Raw genomic sequence first — 20,244 nt, 5'->3', positions numbered from 1 at the left:
CGAATCTCACTCATCACTCAGTATATGTAAATATTGCTCTCCCAGATTCGATCTGGACTTGTGAAGAACTTTTTTCTTCGTTGTCGGGGGACGGTGGATTTCTAACGCCAAGGACGCTCTCTCTCGCTCCACTGTCACTCGATAGCCGGTGCTCGCGGCCGAGAGAGGGGCCTACCGAGCAAAAAGAGACGCTACGGCCGCCGAAACGGTTCTTCCGGACTCCTGTGAAAGGACAGAAAGGCGGCGTTATTCTCGGGTACGATAGATATTTGCCGAGAGCAGCCCATATATAAGCACGTCATCGGGTTTCCCATGACACGCACATCACCATCACCCCTCCATACCGGGGGAATCCACCAATGGAAGACACGGAAAAATATCTCATCCACGCAGCGATCACCGCAGACGGCGTCGTGGAGCGCTCCGACGTCGTCGGGGCCATCTTCGGGCAGACCGAAGGGCTCCTCGGCGACGACCTGGACCTCCGCGACCTCCAGCAGTCGTCGAAAGTCGGCCGCATCGACGTCGAAATCGACTCGCAGAACGGTCAGTCGTTCGGGACCGTCACCATCGCGAGCAGCCTCGATCGGGTCAAGACGGCCATCCTCGCCGCCTCCCTCGAAACGATCACTCGCGTCGGTCCCTGCCGGGCCACCGTCGAGGTAACCGACATCGAAGACGTCCGGGAAGCAAAGCGCCGCGAAGTCGTCGAGCGCGCGAAGGAACTCCTCTCGGAGTCGTTCGACGAGAGCGTGATGTCCTCGACGGAGATCCTCGACGAGGTCAAAGAGAGCGTCCGCATCGAGGACATCAGCGAGTACGAGGGCCTTCCCGCCGGTCCGCACGTCGCCGACTCGGACGCCGTCATCGTCGTCGAGGGGCGCGCAGACGTGCTCACGCTTCTCGGATACGGCATCAAGAACGCCATCGCAGTCGAGGGCACAAACGTCCCGGACGCCGTCGCCGACCTCACTAACCGGCGGAACACCACCGCCTTCTTCGACGGCGACCGCGGCGGGAAACTCATCCTCCGCGAACTCGCGCAGGTGGGCAACGTCGACCACGTCGCGTTCGCGCCCGAGGGCCGCTCCGTCGAGGATCTCAAGCGCCACGAGGTGTTCGCGGCTCTCCGCGATAAGGCCCCGATCGAATCCGTCGAACTAGAGGAGACATTCGAGTCGACGACTTCCGACGCAGCCGAGGCCGAGGCGAGCGCGGGCGGTGAGCGAACGGACCCTCGCGAGGGGTCGCCGACGACTGAGTCGGTGACCCCCGGCCCGGGAGCCCTGGACGCGGTGTCCGAGACGAAATACGACACCGCCGAAAGCTCGGGGGCCGACGTCGATCTATCCGACGCCTCGGCCGGTGACGTCGTCGCCGACGGAACCGCAGCTGACGGCGCGTCGCTCGAAAACGACCGCCCGAGACGGTGTACGCCGAGCGGTCCGATCGGTGAGCCGACAGCGTCCTCGACGAGCGATTCCGTCGCGGACGAGACCGCCGAAGGGGTCGAGACTGCCGAAACGACCGAGACTGCCGAAACGACCGAGACCGCCGAAACGACCGAGACTGCTGACGCAGCGGTCGAGGAAGCCGAAGACATCGACGCGGAGCCGGACGCCGAGACGGAGACCGAACCGGACGCCGAGGCTGCTGACGCAACCGCCGAAGAAGCCGACGACGAGGCCGCTCGTCCCCAGTCGCTCAAAGATCACGTCCGCGAGGTCATCGACGCCCAGAGCGGCACGATCCGCCTCCTCGACGACGACCTCGTCACTGTGACCGAGCAACCGGTCGACGACGCGTTCGACGTCATCGCCGACGCCGACCCCGCACCGTACGCGGCGGTCGTCGACGGGGAGTTCACGCAGCGCCTCCTCGACGTGGCGGCCCAGCGCGGCGTCGATCACGCCGTGGCCGCCTCGACCGGCGAGTTCGTCAAGAAACCGGTCGGCGTGCGACTGCTGACGGCCGATCAACTGGCCAACTCGGTCAGGAGCTGAACGGTCACGAGTTCACCGAACGCAGGCGAGGTCACGGCTCGGCACCGTTACGACCGACGTCGTAGGCGTAGACGACGGCGTCGGTCGCTTCACCGTTTTCTGCCTCGTAGAACTCCGGTCGGTGCTCGATTTCTCGAAAGCCGAGCGATTCGTACAGCGACCGCGCCGGATCGTTGCCGGCGGCGACGACGAGGGTCACTCGCGTGCCCGGTGCCGAGCGCCCGATCGCCGCTTCGAGCAGTGCCCGCGCGTGTCCCTCGCGTCGATGCTCGGGATGGACGACCAGTTCCGCGATGTGGGCGTCCTCTCCGTCGATGACGAGCAGGTAGCCGACGGGCCGGTCGTCGCTCTCGTCGACGGCGACGAGACACGTCCCGACGGCGGCGAACGAGGCGAGCAGTTCGGGTGCGGGCGCGTCGAGATACGACTGAAGCGTCGCGAGCGCCTGCGCGTCAGAGGGGCGCGCGGGACGGATCACGGCTCAGAACAGGACGAACGCGGCGAGGGTGCTGACGACCGCGCCGACGAGCGTCGCGACGAAGTTGACCGCCTCGTTGCCGAACTGCGGCCCTTCGACGGTCGCTCCCAGGACGCTGTCGGCGGTCATCCCGAGGAAGCCGCCGACCGTGACGACGGCAGCGCCAAGCAGCGTCACCTCCGGGAGGAGCGCGAGCGCGACGCCGCCGACGATGCCCGCGCCGAGGAGTCCGAACACCTCGCCCTGCCAGGTCACGCCGCCGTCGGTTCCCGGGGAGACGGGTTCGAGCGTCGTGATGAGCCGCGGGTCGTCGTAGAGGCCGCCGATCTCCGAGGAGAGCGTGTCGCTCAGTGCGGCCGCCATCGACCCGGCGAAGGCGAACTGAAAGAGCGTGCCGTCCACCGGCAGCGAGTGGCTGGCGGCGAAGCCGATCACGCAGACGAGCGCGACCGTGGCGTTTCCGAGGACGTTGCCGGTGCCGCGCGCGCCTTCGTTCTCCTCGGCGACGCCGCGGCGCTTCTTCTCCTCGTATTTAAATTTCGTCGAGAGCGCGCCGATGCCGAAGAAACTGATGAGCACGGCGAACCAGCCGAGGCCGCCGAAGACGATGACGAGGAGACCCAGCAGGACGCCCGAGAGCATCCCGGCGACCGAGGCGGCCCCGAGCGCGTAGGAGGCGTACCCGAGGAGGATCGTGACGCCGAGTGCGGCCGCCACGTCCACCGTCCCGACCGAGACCGCGAGCGCGTCGAACAGCCACAGCAGCAGGCCCGTCGAGAACATCACCAGCGGATCGTCGCGCTCGAAGAGCATCTCACGGAAGAGCGCGGCGACCAGCGATCCGGCGACGGCGAGGAAGGCGAACCGCGGGGCGACGATCGGCGCGGCCGTCAGCGAGGCGACCGCGGCCTGTCCGGCGACGCCGGCGACGCTTCCGCCGATCACGAACCCGGCAGCTCCGAGGAACGGCTCGTCGGAGGTTTCGGCGACGAGTCGCTTGCCGAGGTTTCCGTACGCGAGGACTAACACGGCGGCGACGAACAGCGGGACCGGGAGTCCGATTTCGGTCGCGAGAATTGCGAGTCCGGCGGCCGCCAGCGCGAAGCCGGCGAGCCCGTTCAGCCGCCCCTCCCGTCTGTCGCTGGGGCGGGCGAACAACTCGAACAGCGGGCCGTCCGTGATCACGAACGCCGCAAAGAGCGCGACGGCGGCGAACGGGACGAACGCCGCCCGGCCGAGCACCGGCGCGGCAACCGCCATCGTCCCCACCAGGGCGAACCCGCTCGCCCGCCGGAGCGTCGATTGCACACCCCCGGATACCCCCGACGCGCACTTAACCCTCCCGACATCGGGTGTGGTACTGCGTCGACGTCGCGGTCGTACCCCCGGCTTGAACCCGTTAGAGTGTCGTCGTCACCTGTTCGGCGCTCGCGATCTCCGGGATGATCACCTCGTCGGCTCCGGCGCGGCGAGCGAGCGGTTCGTACATCTCGTCGCCGACCCGAACGACCAGTCGCACGGTCGGCGCGATCTGGCTCGCGGCCATCGCGATCTGGATGTTCGCGTTCGAGTCGTCGATCGCGCCGACGACGGTCGAGGCCTGCTTGACGCCGGCATCAGTCAGGGTCTCCTCGCGCCGCGCGTCGCCCTGGATCGCGAGGATCTCGTCGTCGAGCGCGCGCTGGAACGGGGCGTTCTCCTGCTCGATCACGACGACGTCCGTTTCGGCGTCCTGCATCGATTGAGCGACCGTCTTCCCGAACGTGCCGTATCCGCAAATGATGATGTGTCCGTGCAACTCGTCGACCGTCCGTTCGATTTGCATCTCTTTCAGCTCCGTCTGAATCTGTCCGCCGAACGCGGCCGAGAAGACCGTCTCGCCGATCCACAATCCGGCGACGACGAGTCCCGACAGCACGACGACCGCGTATCCTTTCACCAGCGTCTCCGGCCCCTCGTGCGCCTGAAAGTGGAGTTCGATGCTCGTCGGGTCCAGCAACCAAAAGAGCGCGTCGACGATGCCGATGCCGCCGAGCGAACTGAACCCGGCGACGCCGACCGCGACGACGCCTCCAAAAGCCGCTACCGGACGCAGCAGATACCGCAACAGCGGTCGCTGCAGCACCTCCCCGAGTGGGTTCATCGGGCGTGGATCCCCCGAACTGCTATTCGAGTAAATTCAGATTGATTCACTATCGTTCGCATTCCTATTTGCTTCCGCGATTTATCCGCAAATCACCGTGCATACTTAAACATAATAGGGCTTACTCAAACATCATTAATTGCTATACTTCAATCCGCGTTGCGGGCGAACCCGGAGGCATATATCGCTCCGGGGCGCACGCTCTCGCGTGGGACTGTACGATCGCTATCTCGCCCTCCGCCACCGACTCCACGACGCCGACCCGCCCGCACACGTCGCCGTCGTGATCACCGAGCGCGACCTCTTAGAGCAAGGCGCCTACGAGACGCTCTCGGAGTTTCTCGGGTGGGCCTTCGAGTACGGCGCCGAGCGCGTCACGATTTCGGTGAGCGTCCTCGACGAGGCCGTCGTGCCGACGCTGGAACGCGAACTGCGGACCGTCGACGGCCCCCGCCCGGTCGCCGTCCGCGGGCCGGGCGACACCGAACGCGCCGACGCACCGATCCGGATCAACATCGGCCTGGGAGGAAAGCGCGAGTTCGCCGCCGCCGTGCAGGGCATCGCCGAATCGGTCGACGCGGGCGACCTCGGTCCCGAGTCGGTCGACGCCGAACAGATCGAGGACCGACTCGTCTTCGACGACGAACCCGACCTCCTCATCAAGACCGGCGCCGAGCGGCTCTCGGACTTTCTCATCTGGCAGTCCGTCTACTCGGAACTGTACTTCACCGACGTGAACTGGCGTGATTTCCGCCGCCGGGACTACCTCAGGGCCGTCCTCGACTACCAGAATCGGCAGCGACGGTTCGGTCGCTGACTGCGCGCCGACCGCTGATCGTGCGTCGATTCGGCCGTCAATCGGCGCGCTCGACCGGCTCGGACCCACGCTGGCGCTCCAGTTCGGCAGACACCTCTCGCGCGCCTGCGGAGGGGAGTTGGCCTCGGAGCCGCGTGGCGACGGCCTTCGCGTCGGCGAGTTCGGTCTCGGTGACGGCGCGGAGGAGCGCGACCGCGCGTTCCGTTCGCGACTGCCGCCAGGACTGCTCGCGCGACTCGTACGTGCGGAGGCCGCGCAGGAAGTCGACCTTCGAGAACTCCGGCCAGTAGGGCGCACAGAAGTAGACGGCGGCCTCGTTGCCGTTGGCGTGCCACGGCAGGAAGTTCGAGGTCCGCTCGTCGCCGCCGGTCCGGATGATCAGGTCGACGTCCCGCGTGGTGTGCTTCGCGAGCCGCCGCTCGACGGCGTCGACGTCGACGTCCTCGGGGTCGAGGTCGCCGGCGGCGACCTCGCGGGCGACCTCTCTGGCCGCGCCGAGCAGTTCCGAGCGGCCGCCGTACGCGAGCGCGATGTTGAGTCGAAGCTGGTCGTAGTCGGCCGTTCGCGACTCTGCGTAGTCGACGGCGTCGCGGACGCGCTCGGGGAGTTCCTCGACGTCGCCGATCGCGCCGATCCGAACGCCGTTCTCGTGGACGCGGTCGGAGTCGGCGAACTCGTAGAGCTTCGACTCCAGCAGATCGAAGAGCGGCTCCAACTCCTCGTCGGGCCGCTCGAAGTTCTCCGTCGAGAAGGCATACAGCGTCAGCTCCTCGATCCCGAGGTCGTCACACCACTCCAGAACGCGCTCGGTCGTCTTCGCCCCCTCGCGGTGCCCGTCGGGGGCGTCGTCGCCGCGTTCACGGGCGTACCGGCGGTTGCCGTCCTGGATGATCGCGACGTGGGTGGGCGCGACGTCGAGTTGTCGCCGGAGCATTCGCTCGTACGCGTCGGTGAACCGTCGACGGAGCCAATTCGACATATCTGGGTTCACTCCGTCCTCGGGTATGTGTCTTTTCGTTGTACATCCCAGGTAGCGATCCGCCCATCCGGCAGATTCACAGATCGAACCCCCGCTCGACGCCGCTCGCGGATGCGACACGGTTTTGCCGGGTCCCGAAGAAGCGACTGGTATGATCGGGAGACAGTTCCTCCGCGAGAACCCCGAAGCGGTTCGCGCGGCCCTGGAACAGAAAGGCGTCGAGGACGTCGATCTCGACTCCGTCCTCGCAATCGACGAGGAGTGGCGGGAGCTCAAACAGCGCGGCGACGACCTGCGACACGAACGCAACCAGATCTCCTCGAAGATCGGCGATCTGAAGGCCGAAGGCGAGGAGGAGGAGGCCCAGGAAGCCATCGAGCGCTCACAGGAGCTGAAAGCGGAACTCGAAGAGATCGAGGACCGCGCCGACGAACTCGAAGCCGAACTCGAAGCGGCGCTCCTGGAGATTCCACAGATCCCCGACGACGACGTCCCGATCGGCGACGACGAGTCCGAGAACGTCGAACGCCGCCGCGAGGGCTTCGACGACCTGCGGCACCTCCCCGAGGAGGTCGTCCCCCACTACGACCTCGGCGAGGAACTGGAGATCCTCGACTTCCAGCGCGGCGCGAAAGTGACTGGTGGCGGCTTCTACTTCACGAAGGGCGACGGCGCGCGACTCGAACACGCCCTGGTCCAGTTTATGCTCGACGTCCACCGCGAGCAGGGCTACACCGACGTCTTCCCGCCGATCCCGGTCAACTCCCGGTCGATGATCGGCACCGGCCAGTTCCCGAAGTTCACCGAGGACGCCTACCGCATCGGCGGGGCGAACGAGGAACCGTGGGACGACGACGACCTCTGGCTCTGCCCGACCGCGGAGGTCCCGGTGACGAATATGTACCGCGACGAGATCCTCCTCGACGACGACCTCCCGCTGAAAGTGCAGGCGTACACGCCGAACTTCCGGCGCGAGGCGGGCGAACACGGCACCGAAACCCGCGGTATCGTTCGCGTCCACCAGTTCAACAAGGTCGAGATGGTGAACTTCGTCCGACCCGACGAGAGCGAGGAGCGCTTCGAGGGCCTCGTCGACGAGGCCGAGGAGGTCCTCCGCCGACTCGAACTCCCGTACCGCATCCTGGAGATGTGTACGGGCGACCTCGGCTTCACTCAGCGGAAGAAGTACGACCTCGAAGTGTGGGCACCCGGCGACGATATGGAAGACGGCCCCGCAGAGGGCGGCCGCTGGCTCGAAGTCTCCTCGGTCTCGAACTTCGGCGCGTTCCAGGCGCGCCGGGCCGGCCTGCGCTACCGTCCCGAACGCCACGAATCGGCCGACTACCTCCACACGCTGAACGGTTCGGGGCTCGCAATCCCCCGCGTGATGGTCGCCATCCTCGAGTACTATCAGAACGACGACGGCACCGTGACCGTCCCCGAGCCGCTCCGTCCGTATATGGGCGGTACTGAGGTTATCGAGGGTCACGAACCGGTCGGCGAGTCGGCCGTCGGCGCTGGCAAGCGCGAGTGACCGGCCATCTGCGACCGAACTATAGTAGCGTTTGCAAGTCTTCACGCACTGAATCGCACGCAGTCGTGCGATTGGCTGTGTAATCCGTTGCAAACGCTACTATAGCCTCGATTGCCCGTTCTTGGCGTCATAACGTCTCGTTAACGTCGACACCCGGCTGAACTGGGCTAAATCCGGACGCACCGTCGCGCCGTTTCTTGGGATCGACAGCGGTAGTCCCTGCTATGACCGATCGATCCGGACACAGACGGGGCGCGACCGACTGGGAGTTGATCGCCCGTCACGACTTCGGGGGCACGCAGGAACTCGATGCGACGATTGTCGGCGCGCTCGGTGAGGACGGCTGCTGGGACGGAGAGCCGCTCTACACCGCCGCCGACACCGAACGCGCCGAGCAGTTCCTCGCGTCCGTCGACGGCGACGACGCGCGCGTCGTCTTCACTGTCGCGGGCCACACCGTCCGCGTGTCGGCAGACGGCACCGTCGAGGTGCAGGCGACAAACGGTGGACCACGAGAGGCCTGATACTGTCGGACAGAAGTTCGTGAATCATTTTGACACCCACGGGGTGCCGAAAATTTTCACATAGTTCTGTCCGACAGTATGACCCCCGCGACGTCGGGGCCGTGACGAACGCCTTTTCTCCGCTGCGCTCGTCATATCGGACGTGACTGTCGACGCTGCGGACGCTGCACCGGACGACGATGCCGAGGTGCTTCACGTGCGCTACGAGGGCGACGACGACCCCGACAAGTGCACGGCCCGAAAGCTCGCGCGCTTCGATCTCGTGGAACTCCACCGCTCCGACCGAGCGACGCCGTACGGCGTCGTCTTGAACCCCCACGCCGAGCGTGCGCTCTCGCCTGCAGACGCCGACGCGGCCCCGCTCGTCGCGCTCGACTGCTCGTGGGAATCTGCGGGGGAGGCCCGCTTCTCACTCCCCGGCGAACACCGCGCGCTCCCGTACCTCGTGGCCGCGAACCCGGTCAACTTCGGGCGGCCGATGCAACTGACGACCGTCGAGGCGCTCGCCGCCGGACTCGTGATCTTCGGCCGCCGCGAGCGAGCCGAGCAGTTGCTCTCGAAGTTCACGTGGGGCCACACCTTCCTGGAGCTGAACGAGGAACCGCTCCGGCGGTACGCCGACTGCGAGGACTCCTCGGAGGTCGTCGCCGTCCAGCAGGAGTATCTCGACCGGGGCGAAGGCGAGTAGATCGGGATTCAGAGACCGTCTAACTACCCGCTGATCAGGCCACCGATCGCCCCGCCGATCGCGCTGTCGATGGCAAACAACACCGTGAGGACGACCCCGACGATGAAGACGCCCGCACCGCCGAGGAATCCGCCCAGCGGACCGCCGGCGAGGCCGAGCAGGCCGCCGATCGTCGCGGCGAGCACAGAGAGCACGATGCCGGAGATCGAGCCAGCGATTAGCCCGTTCCACGCGCCGTTCCCGACGCCGCCAGCCAGATAGCCCGCGACGAACCCGCCGATGAGGCCCGCACCGACCTGGCCGACGAACGGAAGCGAGAGGCCGACCGCGCCGACGACGAGCATCACGAGGAAGCCGATGCCGACGGCACGCCAGTCTGTGTTCATACTCGTGTCCACGCTTCCGAGCGGCAAAACGTCGGCGGGTGTCCGACGGATCGCTCTCAGGGCCGCGTTTCCGACAACGTCGCCGCACGGCCTGTGACAGGGTCGAACGGACGCGCTTTTACGGTTCGGCCGAGTACGGACCGCATATGATTTTCGAGTCCCTTCCGACGACGCCCCGGTCGGAGGAACTTCTCGACAAGGCGTTCTCGCGGGCGGCCCGCGCGGGGCGCGCGAAGTCCGGTCTCGAGGCCCAGCAGTCGATGCTGCAGACGGCCTCGTCGATCCTCTCGGACAACCTCGAGAACGTCGTCACGCAGTGGCCCGACTTCGGCACGGTCGATCCCTTCTACTACGAACTCGCGGACGCGATCGTCGATGTCGACGAACTCCGTCAGAGCCTCTCGGAGGTGACGTGGGCGAGTCGGCAGATCGCCGAACTCCGCCGTGAGTACCAGCCGAAGCTCCGCAAGACCGATCCCGAGACGGCACGCAAACACCGCAAACAGGCGTTCGCGCGGATGGCGGACGTCGTCGAGGAAGTCGCAGACGACCTCGAACGGATCGGTGAGGCCCGCGACGCGCTGAAGACGCTCCCCGACATCCGACCGGACGAACCGGCGATCGTCGTCGCCGGCTATCCCAACGTCGGCAAATCGTCGTTCGTCAACGGCGTCACCCGCGCGAAGAACGAGATCGCCCGCTATCCGTTCACGACCAAAGGCGTCCACGTCGGACACTTCGAGCGCGATCGGGTCCGCTATCAGATCATCGATACGCCGGGCCTGCTCGATAGACCCGAAGACGAGCGCAACGACATCGAGCGGCAGGCCGTGAGCGCGATCGAGCACCTCGCGGACGCGGTCGTTTTCGTCCTCGACGCCAGCGGGGCGTGCGGCTACCCGCTGGACGCGCAGTTGGAACTCCGCGACGCTGTCGCCGAGCGGTTCCGCGAACGCGACGTCCCCGTCCTCACTGTCAACAACAAGTGTGACCGCTCGCGGGACGTCGAGGCGGACCTCCAGATGAGCGTCGAAACCGGCGAAGGAGTCGACGAGGTGCTCGACTCGGCGGTCGAGGCGGTCGGTTGGGAGCCCGACATCCCGCCGTCGCGACAGGAGTAGTCCCGAATTACTTTCCTCACTGGGACTGACAGGTCGAGTACGTGTGACTGATGTTTGACCCGCTTACTGCTCCCTTTGTCGACGTCCTCTGGCGTCTCTTGGTCGCGCTCGGTCTCGGCGCACTCGTCGGCCTCGAACGCGAACAGAGTGAATCCGGCGGCAAGTTCGCGGGGAGTCGAACGTTCCCGTTGTTTGCACTCTATGGGGCGCTCGTCTTCACTTTCTTCCGCAGCACCTTCCCGGTCGCACTCGGTCTCCTCATCGTCCCGCTCACCGTTGCATACGGCGCGAAGGTCTGGTACGAGGGAGACATCGGGCTGACAACCCTCGTTGCGGCGTTGCTCACGACGCTTCTAGGCGCGATGACGATGCACTCCGATCGCGGTGCGACGCTCGCGGTCGTCGTTGGCGGGGTCGTCACGATCCTCCTCTCGGTGAAAGAGCCAATCCACACGTTCGCCGACCAGATCGAGGAACACGAACGGCGAGCGTCAGCGAAGTTCATCCTCGTCGCGTTAGTCGTTCTCCCGGCGCTCCCCGACCGATCGATGGACGTACTCTACGGCCTCAATCCGCGGTTCGTCTGGCTGATGGTCGTCTTCGTCAGCGGCCTCGGGTTCGCCGCGTACCTGCTCGGTCGCTTCTTGGGGCCGGAGCGTGGCATCGCACTCACCGGCGTCATCGGCGGATTCGTCTCCTCGACGGCGACGACGGTCTCGATGGCGGGCAAGACGGCCGAAAACGAGACGCTGTACCGCATCTGTGGCTTTGCGGTCGTCACCGCGTCGGTCGTGATGTTCCCCCGCGCTCTCGTCGAGGTGTCCGTCGTCAACCCCCAATTGCTCCCGAGCGTCGCGCTACCCCTGGGAGTGATGACGGCCGTCGGGGCCGTCTCGGCAGCGTTCCTCTACTGGTGGACGGCCACCACCGAGACCGTCGAGGTCGACGAACTCAAGAATCCGTTTCGACTGCAACCGGCGCTCGTTTTCGGCGCCGTCTTCGCGATCGTGCTTCTCGTTTCTGAGTCCGCCAACGAGTGGCTGGGCGCGTCTGGCGTGTACGCGACGGCGTTTTTCTCCGGGCTCGCCGACGTCGACGCAATGACGATCACCCTGAGTCGACTCGCTGCCAAAGGCACCGTATCGACCGAGGTCGCGACGACGGGAATCGTCATTGCGGCGACCGCCAACACGTTCGTCAAGGCGGTGCTCGCGCTGTTTCTCGGCACGTACCGATTGGGGCGACTCGTCGCGGTCGTTCTCGGTGTCGTCGTTCTCAGCGGCGTGGCGGTTCTCTTTCTGATCGTCTGACCTCGGCGTGACTTACGCGGCGGCGTACGTCACGTCGACTCGCGCCGTGACAGTGACCGATCCGGCGTCGAACTGTGTCGGCGCGCCACCTGCGTCGGCCGCGGTCTCACGGACTGCGTAGACGGGGCCGTAGTCACCGCCGGTCGACGCGGACTGGACGCCCGTCACGGTGAGATTGGCTGCGGCGGCAATCGCGTCGGCGTCGGTCCGAGCGGCGTTCATCGCCCGTTCGAGTGCTCGCTCGCGGAGCTCGGCGCGTGTCTCCGCACTGAGCGTGAACTGCACGCCGTAGACCTCGCTGGCGCCGTTGCCGATGGCGGTATCGACGACAGTCCCGGCGGCGTCGGGTGTCGTTTCGATCCGGTACGCGTGGACAGCCTCATAGCCGGCGACGTCTCTCTCACTGGTCTTGCGGTCGACGTCCGCGTAGTAGGGCTGGAGTCGGTAGGACGCGGTCGTCACCGACTCGTCGTCGACCCCGGCGTCACGGAGCGCGTCGCGCATCTGCGTCGCGTTCTCGGCGACTGCGCTACGGGCCGCCTCGGCCGTGTCGGCGCGAGCGGTGACCGCGACTGTCACCACTGCTCGATCGGCGTCTGCCGACACCTCGCCGGTGCCGGTCGTCGAGATCGTTCGTGTCACGTCTCCGGCCGCTGTGCCGTCGGCTGCGCCTCCGGTCGGTGCCGCGTCGGTCGTCGTGGACTGGAGCGGTCCGCTACATCCGGCGAGGAGGACGAGCGCTGCAACGAGGACTGCTGTAAACCCGATTCGACGGTTCATACACACCCGTTCGTTCGCTCGGCTATTGAACGCGCGCTTGGCGCAAGGAACTCTTTGAGCCTTTAACGCTGAATTTGGCGCATCTTACTCCGGTGGCATCCGGGTTCCGTGGCCGAATTGGCTACGCCGTCGAGCGGTCGACGCCGACGTAGCGGATCTCGACGCGGATCTCCTCGTGGCCGAACGGTCCGATCGGATCCGGGGCGAGCGCCGAAACGCGGTCGCGTATTGCCGTGGCGACCGGCGGCGGCGACGACGACGGTGGGTGGCCGACGGTCACGACGATCGTCTGCGGCGTCTGGAGCGGAAAGCCCTCGTAGGTCACTTCGAGATCTAACAGCATCGCTTCCGGCGGCAGTTCGGCTTCGATCGCCGCTGTCGCGTCTTTCTCGAAGTCGTTCGTCCGATAGGAGCTGTAAGTGAACGCGCCGAGCATCCCTGTGAGAAGTAGGAGGGCTATCGCCAGCACCGCGATCCGCTGTATCGTCGTCGAGCGAGCCTCCTCCTCGCGGAACCAGAGCTTCGGGCGGTAGCCCAACCGCCAGAGCACGACGAGCGCGACGAGGTTGATCGCGAGGATGTTCACGAGCACGAGCACCGCAGACCCGACGACTGACTGTGGCTCGCCCCACGCGATGCCGATGCCGACGACCGCGGTCGGTGGGACGAGGGCGGCGGCGATCATCACGCCGACGAGCGCCGAGGAGACGCCCGAGGCGAGCGAGACCGCACCCGCAGCGCCCGCGCCGAGCGCGATCACGAGCGAGAGGACGTCGGGCGCGAGACGCTCTCTGATCTCACCGATCGCGAACACCTCGGCGGCCGTGAGCGGCACCACGTTCGTCACCCGCAACAACACGGCGAAGAGCGCCGCGGCGGCGATCGCGAGGCCGCCGCCGAGTGCCTGTAGCTTGACGCCGCGGATCGCGAGGTCGCGGTCGTCGACGACGGTCCCGACACTCGCGGCCATCGCTGGGCCGATCAGCGGCGCGATGACCATCGACCCGACGACGACGGCGGGCGAGTCGAGCAGTAAGCCGGCCGTCGCGACGACGGCGCTGACGGCGGTCATCAGCACGTACGGTCGGACCGTAGGCGCCATCTCGTCCGCTCGCGCGACGAGTTCCTCGCGGGCGATCCGGTCGCCGTTGCCGTTCTCTTCTTCTTCTGCCTCGTAGCGTTCTTCGAGCGCCTCGAACCGATCGGACACGACGGTCTCGGCCTGGATGACGACAGTGTAGGCGTCCCGCTCGATACCGACGCCCCGCAGTTGGTCCAACACTGGTTCGACGGCCGCCGTCGGGAGCGGGAACGTGACGACGGCGGTGTAATCGCGGCCGCTGGTCTCGTCGGAAACGGCGTAATCGACGTCCTCCTCGTCGAGAACGCCGAGTACGGCCTCTCGCTTCCCGGTCGGGACCATCACCTGGACGAGTCGCACGTCCGAGCCTCACGCTGGGACGACAAGAATCCGACGGGTCGACTGGTGAGTGCAGACGACCGTACACTGGGGCGAACAGCCGACACGCCGGTCCTCGACCGGATTCGGTGGGGGTAGGTTGCGCTACCGCCGGCCGACCGCTCCCGCGCCGGTGTGCCGGACGACCGCGACTCGGCGCGGGGCGAACACTACGTCACGGCGTGGCTGGCCGTGCCCTCGTATAAAAACCCACGCGAGCAGCCTGAGCGCTCGCCCAAGCACTCATAGCGGTTCGGGTTCGACGTACAGACGATGCGGCGCGTCTCGGTGACGAATCTGCTCACCCCCTTCGCCAACGGGGTGCGGCCGGTCCTCGCCCAACACCGTTCGCTGTCCGCTCCGATCACGGACTTCCTCACGGTGGCGGTGTGCGCAGTCTATGCGCTCCAGGCCTTCCAGACCGTCCTGTGGGACGCGCCGTCGGTGTTCGTCACCACAAACTACGTGTACCTCCGCGCGCCGTGGCTCGCCTGGCCGCTGTCGCCGTTACTCCACGGTGGATTGGCCCACGTCGTCCCCAACGTCCTCACGCTGTTCGTGTTCGGGCGGATCGCGGAGGCACACCTCTCGAAGATCCGATTCGCCGCGATGGCGGTTCTGGCGGCGGCTGGCTCGATTGCGGCGCTGGCCGGCTGGGGAATCGCTTTCGGGTCGGATCCGAACGTCGCCGTCTACGGTATCAGCGGCGTCGTCTTCGCTGCCGCCGGGTTCGCCCTAGTGCACGTGCCGCAGCACGGGCGGGTGACCGACCTCGAACTCCTGGCGCTTTTGTTCGGCGTCTGTGCCGCCGGACTCGTCGGCATCGAGGTTTTCACAGCCGTACTCCTCCGATCTCCTGCGAGCATCAACGTCGGCCACGCAGCAGGCCTCCTCGTCGGCGTCGGGACGGCCGGCGTCACCCGGGGTTGTGGAGACGCCCGCCAGCGCCCTTCGACCGCCGAAACCCGTCAGCGGTGAATCAGTACATTCAATTCTCCGGATCCAATGCTGGGAGGTAGTGAAGATCAAGCGTGCGTTCTTGCTCTCGATACTGATCGTCGCGATCATCCTCTCGGGAGCCGTCTTTGTCGGGTTTCAGCAGTACAAAGACACGCTGTACGCGCACGAGGAGATGGAGGTCCAGCGGTCGGCCGAACACGTCAGCTCGGAGCTCCAAAAGCAGTTCACGGCGCTGGAACGGACTGTCTCTGTCGCGGCCGCCAATTCGGCTATCGGAGACCACGGGAGCACCGCACAACAGCAGGCCTTAGCGAGGTTCGTGAATCGGTCGGGCTTCTCGGGCGCGTCAGTCATCGCAGCCAACGGGACGATGACGAACATCGTCTCCGACGTCTCTCCGGAGACGCGTCGGGAACTCGTCGGATCGGAGTTCGGCGACCGCGAGTACTTCCAGCGCGCGATGAACGGAACGACGTACGTCAGCGACCCAGTCGAAGCCGAATCCGGCAACCACATCATCACGGTCAGTGCGCCGATCTACCGTGACGGCCGCGTCGTCGGCACGCTGAACGCCGTGTTTCACCTCTCGGAAGACGAGTTCTTCTCCCGGTTCGCGTCGACGCTCGACGGTGAGGAGTGCTTGCGTCTCTACTCGCGGGACGGGACGCGAATCTTTGCCAGCGGCTCGCCGACGAGCACTGACTTCGTTCACAACGTAACCGTCTCGGAGACGGGTTGGACGGTCAGCGTGCGCGAGGACCGCTCGGAAGTGGAATCGACGATCCAGATGGTGACGTTCGTGCAGATCGGGTCGCTCCTGGCGGTTCTCAGCATCCTCTTCGGGTTCGGGTGGTGGATCTACCGGCAGAGTATCCAGCAACTCACGCGCCTGCTGGGCGGCTTTCAGGCCCTCGAAGACGAGCAGTACGGCACCACGGTCGACCTCGACGACACCGACGAGTGGCAGCACGTCGAGCACGGATTCAACCAACTCAGCAACGCGCTCGCCCAGTCGCGCGCCGAGCGGCGGGAGCGCGAGCGCGAACTCAGACGCGAACGCGACCGTTTCGAGGCGCTGTTCGAAGGCGTCCCGGAGCCGATCGTCACCGTCGAACTCACCGACGGCGGAGCGGTCCTCTGCGACGTCAACGAGGCGTTCGAGACGACGTTCGGCTACGACGCCGAGGCGGCGATCGGCGAAGACATCAACGACCTCATCGTCCCACCCCATCAGGAGGCCGCAACGGAGGCCGAACTGCTCGACGAGAAGGCAGCCGACGGCCAGCGCTTGACGCGCGAAGTGCGGCGTAGGGCCCGCGACGGCGTCCGGGACTTTCTCTTCCGGTCGGCCCCGATCGAACACGACGGCGACGTCACGCACCAGTTCGGCGTGTACATCGACATCACCGACCGCAACGAGTACGAACAGCGCCTGCGCGAGCAACGCGACAACCTCGACACCCTGAATCAGGTGGTCCGCCACGACATCCGAAACGACCTCCAGTTGGTGACCGCCTACGCGGACTTGCTCTTGGAACTCCGCGAAGCGGAACTCGACGACGCGGAGACGAACGAAGAGCGCGAGTACATCCAGAAGATCCGCGAAAGTTCCGCCCACGCGGTCGAACTCACCCAGACCGCGCGGGATATGGCGGAGGTGATGCTCACAGACGAGAGCGAGCGTCGGCCGGTGAGCCTCCGCGCCGCACTCGAAAGCGAACTCAGCAATCTCACATCCGAGACCGACGCCGTCGTCGCCACTCAGGGGCCGATTCCGGAGGAGAAAGTGCTGGCAAATGGCATTCTCGGCTCGGTTTTCAGGAACCTCCTGACGAACGCCGTTCAGCACAACGACAAGGAGGTGCCCGAGGTGACCGTCTCGGCGACCGTCGACGACGACGCCGAGGTGGTGCAGGTCCGCGTCGCGGACAACGGGCGGGGCGTGCCCGAATCCCAGAAGGAAGCCATCTTCGGCAAGGGCGAGAAAGGCCTCGAGAGCAGCGGTACGGGCCTCGGTCTGTATCTCGTCCAGACGCTGGTCGACACCTACGGCGGCGACGTCTGGGTCGAAGACAACGACCCGGAGGGTGCGGTCTTCGTCGTCGAACTGCCGATCGCCGAGTAACGAGGTCGGTCTCGAAGCCGTCTCACTACGGGTCGCCCGCGTCGCGGAGTTTTTGCCTCTCGGCCCCGCCGCGAGGAGTAGAATTATGAAGGATCACCTCGTTCGTGGGGACGATGGAGGACAGCGAGTACGACGACCTCACTTCGTCGCTGACGCCGCACGAGTCGGCGGGCGGGGTGACGACGTATCGGAACACTGTGAGTATCGCCTGTCCCGCGTGCGGTGACCCGTTCGACGATCTGGTCATCTGCGAGGACGAGTACAACAGCCTCGAACTCAGTATGCTGCTCGATCTCTGCGTAACGACACACGAGGACGAGGTACTTCTCTTTACGCACAAAAAGCAGTAAGCGGCCCGGCCGCGCGGTCGGAGACGCTTACTCGTCCCGCAGATCGATCCGCTCGGGCGGAAGCCCTTCTTCGTTGACCAAGTTCCCGTCGTCGTCGACAGTGACCACGCCGCGGTTGTTGACGGCGTGTGGGTCCAGATGCACCTCTTCGAGGAACTGTTTGTAGAGCCGTTCGGCCGTCTCGCCGTCCTTCTGGCGTTCGGACGCGCGGTCGCACAGTTCGACTAAGTCCTCGGGGACGTCGTTCTCGTGGACGATCCAGTGGTTGATGAGGTCCGACAGTCGCCGGATGGGCGAGGTGAAGTGCCCGTAGATGTCGAAGTTGAGCGCGTAGTGACCGCCGAAGGGATCGTTCATATACTTCGCGCGCGGCATCACCTTCAGCACCGCCCGCTGGATCTTGTTGAGCGCTCGCGAATCGGAGTTCTCTAAGGCGTCGTTGACGGCTTTTCGGGGGTCGTCCCAGGAGGCACCGGAGATGTTCACGCCGTCGAGTTCGGTGATTTCGCGGAGCGCCTCGTCCCACTGATCCGGGGTCGGCTGGGGGTGGACGCGGTACATCGCCTCGACGCCGCGGTTCCACATCAGTTCGTGCGTGACGGCCTTGTTGGCCTTCAGCATACACTCCTCGATGATCGTGTGGGCGCGGTCGCGGCTCGGGTTCAAGACGAGCGAGCCGTCCTCCTTTCGCTGTTCGTGGAGCTGATCGGCGAGTTCGTAGACGAGCGCGTTCTCCTCGTGGAGCGGCGCCTCGGGGTCGTCGAGGCGGTTCTCACACTGCGTGTAGGTCAGCCGCTCGTTGGAGTGGATGACGGACTTGTAGATGTCGACCTCCTCGAATGAGAGCGTCTCTTTGTTGATCTCCATCTCGACTGTGTGTGCGAGACGGTCTTCCTCGGGGACCAGAGAACAGACCGTCTCCGCGAGGACCGGCGGGAGCATATGGATCGTGTAGCCGGGGAGATAGACCGTGTTCCCACGCTCGACGGCTTCGTTCCACATCTCGGACTCCGGGTGGACGTAGTGGGTCACGTCGGCGATGTGGACCCACAGCGTGTACGTCTCCTCGTTCTCGCGGATGCTGAGGGCGTCGTCGAAGTCCTGAGCGTCGATGGGGTCCGTCGTCCAGGTCGTCAGATCGCGGAGGTCCTTGCGCTCGTCGAGTTCGTCTTCGATCTCGTCTTGGATGCCTTCGGTGCGCGAGCGCGCCTCCGAGAGCACCGGCGACGGGAACTGATCGCGGATTCCGAACTCCTCGAAGAGTTCCGCTCGCTTTTCTTCCAACTGCCGGGCGACGTCGATAGAGATTTCGACGGGGCCTTGCCCCTCGGCCGTCCCGGCCTGCGACTGCGCGTCGTTCGACATACCGCTTCTTACTGGGGAGAGGTAGTTAGTGGTGTCGCACGTGAGTCCCCAGCGAGTCGAGGACGGCGAGCGCCGGGATCGCCCGGAGCGGCGAAACGGTACCGGTTTAATTGCCCCGCTCGGAGCACTCTGTCGTGTCCCGCGTACCGCTCCCCGCAGAGATGCGCCGCGGCGTCCGCGATGCAGCGCCGATTCTGATCGGGATCGCCCCGTTCGGGCTCGTCGCGGGCGCGGCCGCCATCGACGCCGGACTGACGCCGCTGCAGGCCGTCGGGCTGTCGGTCGTCGTCTTCGCGGGGGCCTCACAACTGGCCGCTATCGACTTGCTGGGGAGCAACGCCGAACTGCTGGTCGTCCTCGTCACAGGGCTCGTGATCAATCTCCGGATGGTGATGTACTCCGCGTCGATCGCGCCGCACTTCCGGCCGCTCCGCACCTGGTGGAAGTCGCTCTGTTCGTACGTGCTCACCGATCAGGCGTACGCGCTCTCGATCGCGCGCTATACGGACCGCGACCTCGACTCCACCGAGCGGCGAGACTACTACCTCGGCGTCGCGGTGTCGCTGTGGGTCGTCTGGCAGTGTTGTACCGTCCTGGGGATCGTCGTCGGCGCGCGCGTCCCCGACTCGTGGGGGCTGGAGTTCGCCGTCCCGCTGGTGTTCTTGAGCCTCCTCGTCCCCGCTGTCACCACGCGGCCGAAACTCGTCGCGGCGGTCGTCGGCGGCAGCGTCGCCGTCGCCGGCGACGTCTTCGGCGTGCCGTTCAACCTCGGCCTCATCGCCGGTGGCCTGGCGGGCGTCGTCGCCGGCGTGATCGCGGACGAGCGACTGGCGACGGCGAGCCGTGACACCGACGACGGAGGTGCTCACTGATGCCGACCGACTACGGCCCGCTCTCGGTCTGGGGCGTCGTCGTCGCGCTCGGCCTCGCCACGTTCGGCATCCGCGCGTCGTTCATCTACCTGTTCGGTCGGATCGACGACGTCCCCGAGCGAGTGACCGGTGCGCTTCGCTTCGTTCCGCCGGCGGTGTTCGCCGCACTCGCCGTTCCATCGTTCGTCGCGCCCGGTGGCGCGGTCGCGGTCGTCGGCAACGAGCGACTGTTCGCGGGCATCGTCGCGGGTGCGGTCGCGTGGTACGTCGACGACGTCTTCGCGACGATATTCGCCGGGATGGCGGCGCTGTGGCTGCTCCGGTTCGGTCTTTGAGTCGCGGACGGGATC

The 20,244-nt window shown here is 66.0% G+C and carries 20 protein-coding genes; 12 read left to right on the top strand and 8 right to left on the bottom strand.

The window, feature by feature from the left end; translation table 11 throughout:
- The first annotated feature begins 359 nt into the window (after positions 1–359).
- On the top strand, positions 360–2,003 hold the full coding sequence (gene dnaG, locus NO362_RS02480; protein WP_256546001.1) for a DNA primase DnaG: 1,644 nt from the start codon (positions 360–362) through the stop codon (positions 2,001–2,003).
- Between the two features lie 31 nt (positions 2,004–2,034).
- Here dnaG and NO362_RS02475 read toward each other — a convergent pair whose 3' ends face one another.
- The 3 genes from NO362_RS02475 to NO362_RS02465 all read right to left on the bottom strand — a co-directional run bounded on the left by NO362_RS02475 (position 2,035) and on the right by NO362_RS02465 (position 4,624).
- Positions 2,035–2,481, bottom strand: a complete 447-nt coding sequence (locus NO362_RS02475; protein WP_256546000.1) for a GNAT family N-acetyltransferase — start codon at positions 2,479–2,481, stop codon at positions 2,035–2,037.
- A gap of 3 nt (positions 2,482–2,484) precedes the next feature.
- On the bottom strand, positions 2,485–3,741 hold the full coding sequence (locus NO362_RS02470) for a DUF92 domain-containing protein (RefSeq protein WP_256546661.1): 1,257 nt from the start codon (positions 3,739–3,741) through the stop codon (positions 2,485–2,487).
- 139 nt (positions 3,742–3,880) lie between these two features.
- A complete protein-coding gene (locus tag NO362_RS02465; protein ID WP_256288706.1) occupies positions 3,881–4,624 on the bottom strand; it encodes a potassium channel family protein in 744 nt (247 codons plus the stop codon).
- A gap of 208 nt (positions 4,625–4,832) precedes the next feature.
- Between NO362_RS02465 and NO362_RS02460 the strand changes: the two genes are divergently transcribed.
- Positions 4,833–5,441, top strand: coding sequence for an undecaprenyl diphosphate synthase family protein (locus NO362_RS02460; RefSeq protein WP_256545999.1), 609 nt, complete (start codon positions 4,833–4,835; stop codon positions 5,439–5,441).
- 37 nt (positions 5,442–5,478) lie between these two features.
- Here NO362_RS02460 and uppS read toward each other — a convergent pair whose 3' ends face one another.
- Complete coding sequence (uppS, locus tag NO362_RS02455) at positions 5,479–6,420, bottom strand: polyprenyl diphosphate synthase (RefSeq protein ID WP_256545998.1); 942 nt, start codon at positions 6,418–6,420, stop codon at positions 5,479–5,481.
- 151 nt (positions 6,421–6,571) lie between these two features.
- Here uppS and serS point away from each other — a divergent pair, with 151 nt between their 5' ends.
- The 3 genes from serS to NO362_RS02440 all read left to right on the top strand — a co-directional run bounded on the left by serS (position 6,572) and on the right by NO362_RS02440 (position 9,166).
- Positions 6,572–7,954 (top strand): serine--tRNA ligase, encoded by a 1,383-nt coding sequence (serS, locus tag NO362_RS02450; RefSeq protein ID WP_256545997.1) that lies wholly within the window; start codon positions 6,572–6,574, stop codon positions 7,952–7,954.
- A gap of 224 nt (positions 7,955–8,178) precedes the next feature.
- Entirely contained in the window at positions 8,179–8,478 is a 300-nt protein-coding gene (locus tag NO362_RS02445) for a HalOD1 output domain-containing protein (protein WP_256545996.1), read from the top strand.
- Between the two features lie 187 nt (positions 8,479–8,665).
- A complete protein-coding gene (locus NO362_RS02440; protein ID WP_256546660.1) occupies positions 8,666–9,166 on the top strand; it encodes a DUF367 family protein in 501 nt (166 codons plus the stop codon).
- A 23-nt stretch (positions 9,167–9,189) separates the two neighbouring features.
- Here NO362_RS02440 and NO362_RS02435 read toward each other — a convergent pair whose 3' ends face one another.
- Positions 9,190–9,552, bottom strand: a complete 363-nt coding sequence (locus NO362_RS02435; RefSeq protein ID WP_256545995.1) for a DUF5518 domain-containing protein — start codon at positions 9,550–9,552, stop codon at positions 9,190–9,192.
- 146 nt (positions 9,553–9,698) lie between these two features.
- Here NO362_RS02435 and NO362_RS02430 point away from each other — a divergent pair, with 146 nt between their 5' ends.
- Positions 9,699–10,673: an NOG1 family protein gene (locus tag NO362_RS02430; protein WP_256545994.1), complete on the top strand. Its 975-nt coding sequence runs from the start codon at positions 9,699–9,701 to the stop codon at positions 10,671–10,673.
- Between the two features lie 50 nt (positions 10,674–10,723).
- Positions 10,724–11,983, top strand: coding sequence for an MgtC/SapB family protein (locus NO362_RS02425; RefSeq protein ID WP_256545993.1), 1,260 nt, complete (start codon positions 10,724–10,726; stop codon positions 11,981–11,983).
- A gap of 12 nt (positions 11,984–11,995) precedes the next feature.
- Here NO362_RS02425 and NO362_RS02420 read toward each other — a convergent pair whose 3' ends face one another.
- Together NO362_RS02420 and NO362_RS02415 are read right to left on the bottom strand one after the other, a co-directional pair.
- A complete protein-coding gene (locus tag NO362_RS02420; protein WP_256545992.1) occupies positions 11,996–12,763 on the bottom strand; it encodes an SIMPL domain-containing protein in 768 nt (255 codons plus the stop codon).
- A 121-nt stretch (positions 12,764–12,884) separates the two neighbouring features.
- On the bottom strand, positions 12,885–14,204 hold the full coding sequence (locus NO362_RS02415) for a TIGR00341 family protein (protein ID WP_256545991.1): 1,320 nt from the start codon (positions 14,202–14,204) through the stop codon (positions 12,885–12,887).
- 291 nt (positions 14,205–14,495) lie between these two features.
- Here NO362_RS02415 and NO362_RS02410 point away from each other — a divergent pair, with 291 nt between their 5' ends.
- The 3 genes from NO362_RS02410 (at position 14,496) to NO362_RS02400 (ending at position 17,657) form a co-directional block, all read left to right on the top strand.
- A complete protein-coding gene (locus NO362_RS02410; RefSeq protein ID WP_256545990.1) occupies positions 14,496–15,200 on the top strand; it encodes a rhomboid family intramembrane serine protease in 705 nt (234 codons plus the stop codon).
- 40 nt (positions 15,201–15,240) lie between these two features.
- Positions 15,241–17,307, top strand: coding sequence for an ATP-binding protein (locus tag NO362_RS02405; RefSeq protein WP_256545989.1), 2,067 nt, complete (start codon positions 15,241–15,243; stop codon positions 17,305–17,307).
- Between the two features lie 113 nt (positions 17,308–17,420).
- Positions 17,421–17,657 carry a DUF7385 family protein gene (locus NO362_RS02400; protein ID WP_121568593.1) on the top strand — a complete coding sequence of 79 codons (237 nt, stop codon included), beginning with the start codon at positions 17,421–17,423 and terminating at the stop codon, positions 17,655–17,657.
- Positions 17,658–17,684: 27 nt separating this feature from the next.
- Here NO362_RS02400 and NO362_RS02395 read toward each other — a convergent pair whose 3' ends face one another.
- A complete protein-coding gene (locus NO362_RS02395) occupies positions 17,685–19,022 on the bottom strand; it encodes a ribonuclease catalytic domain-containing protein (RefSeq protein WP_256545988.1) in 1,338 nt (445 codons plus the stop codon).
- A 161-nt stretch (positions 19,023–19,183) separates the two neighbouring features.
- Here NO362_RS02395 and NO362_RS02390 point away from each other — a divergent pair, with 161 nt between their 5' ends.
- Both NO362_RS02390 and NO362_RS02385 read left to right on the top strand, forming a co-directional pair.
- Complete coding sequence (locus NO362_RS02390) at positions 19,184–19,894, top strand: AzlC family ABC transporter permease (RefSeq protein WP_256288906.1); 711 nt, start codon at positions 19,184–19,186, stop codon at positions 19,892–19,894.
- On the top strand, positions 19,894–20,229 hold the full coding sequence (locus NO362_RS02385) for an AzlD domain-containing protein (protein WP_256288719.1): 336 nt from the start codon (positions 19,894–19,896) through the stop codon (positions 20,227–20,229). The genes NO362_RS02390 and NO362_RS02385 overlap by 1 nt, the downstream gene beginning before the upstream one ends.
- The last annotated feature ends 15 nt before the right edge of the window (positions 20,230–20,244 follow it).

It is taken from the genome of Halobellus inordinatus (genome assembly GCF_024498335.1).
GTDB classification, from domain to species: domain Archaea; phylum Halobacteriota; class Halobacteria; order Halobacteriales; family Haloferacaceae; genus Haloquadratum; species Haloquadratum inordinatus.
Note: the sequence above shows the minus strand (reverse complement) of the source record. Positions and strands in the feature narration are given on the sequence as shown.

What these genes read in the sequence shown, in the direction of transcription:
- uppS (WP_256545998.1), bottom strand. Translation starts at nt 6,420, where the DNA reads ATGTCGAATTGGCTCCGTCGACGGTTCACCGACGCGTACGAGCGAATG.
- NO362_RS02385 (WP_256288719.1), top strand. Translation starts at nt 19,894, where the DNA reads ATGCCGACCGACTACGGCCCGCTCTCGGTCTGGGGCGTCGTCGTCGCG.
- NO362_RS02390 (WP_256288906.1), top strand. Translation starts at nt 19,184, where the DNA reads ATGCGCCGCGGCGTCCGCGATGCAGCGCCGATTCTGATCGGGATCGCC.
- NO362_RS02430 (WP_256545994.1), top strand. Translation starts at nt 9,699, where the DNA reads ATGATTTTCGAGTCCCTTCCGACGACGCCCCGGTCGGAGGAACTTCTC.
- NO362_RS02400 (WP_121568593.1), top strand. Translation starts at nt 17,421, where the DNA reads ATGGAGGACAGCGAGTACGACGACCTCACTTCGTCGCTGACGCCGCAC.
- NO362_RS02395 (WP_256545988.1), bottom strand. Translation starts at nt 19,022, where the DNA reads ATGTCGAACGACGCGCAGTCGCAGGCCGGGACGGCCGAGGGGCAAGGC.
- NO362_RS02420 (WP_256545992.1), bottom strand. Translation starts at nt 12,763, where the DNA reads ATGAACCGTCGAATCGGGTTTACAGCAGTCCTCGTTGCAGCGCTCGTC.
- NO362_RS02435 (WP_256545995.1), bottom strand. Translation starts at nt 9,552, where the DNA reads ATGAACACAGACTGGCGTGCCGTCGGCATCGGCTTCCTCGTGATGCTC.
- dnaG (WP_256546001.1), top strand. Translation starts at nt 360, where the DNA reads ATGGAAGACACGGAAAAATATCTCATCCACGCAGCGATCACCGCAGAC.
- NO362_RS02410 (WP_256545990.1), top strand. Translation starts at nt 14,496, where the DNA reads ATGCGGCGCGTCTCGGTGACGAATCTGCTCACCCCCTTCGCCAACGGG.
- NO362_RS02470 (WP_256546661.1), bottom strand. Translation starts at nt 3,741, where the DNA reads ATGGCGGTTGCCGCGCCGGTGCTCGGCCGGGCGGCGTTCGTCCCGTTC.
- NO362_RS02445 (WP_256545996.1), top strand. Translation starts at nt 8,179, where the DNA reads ATGACCGATCGATCCGGACACAGACGGGGCGCGACCGACTGGGAGTTG.
- NO362_RS02465 (WP_256288706.1), bottom strand. Translation starts at nt 4,624, where the DNA reads ATGAACCCACTCGGGGAGGTGCTGCAGCGACCGCTGTTGCGGTATCTG.
- NO362_RS02425 (WP_256545993.1), top strand. Translation starts at nt 10,724, where the DNA reads ATGTTTGACCCGCTTACTGCTCCCTTTGTCGACGTCCTCTGGCGTCTC.
- serS (WP_256545997.1), top strand. Translation starts at nt 6,572, where the DNA reads ATGATCGGGAGACAGTTCCTCCGCGAGAACCCCGAAGCGGTTCGCGCG.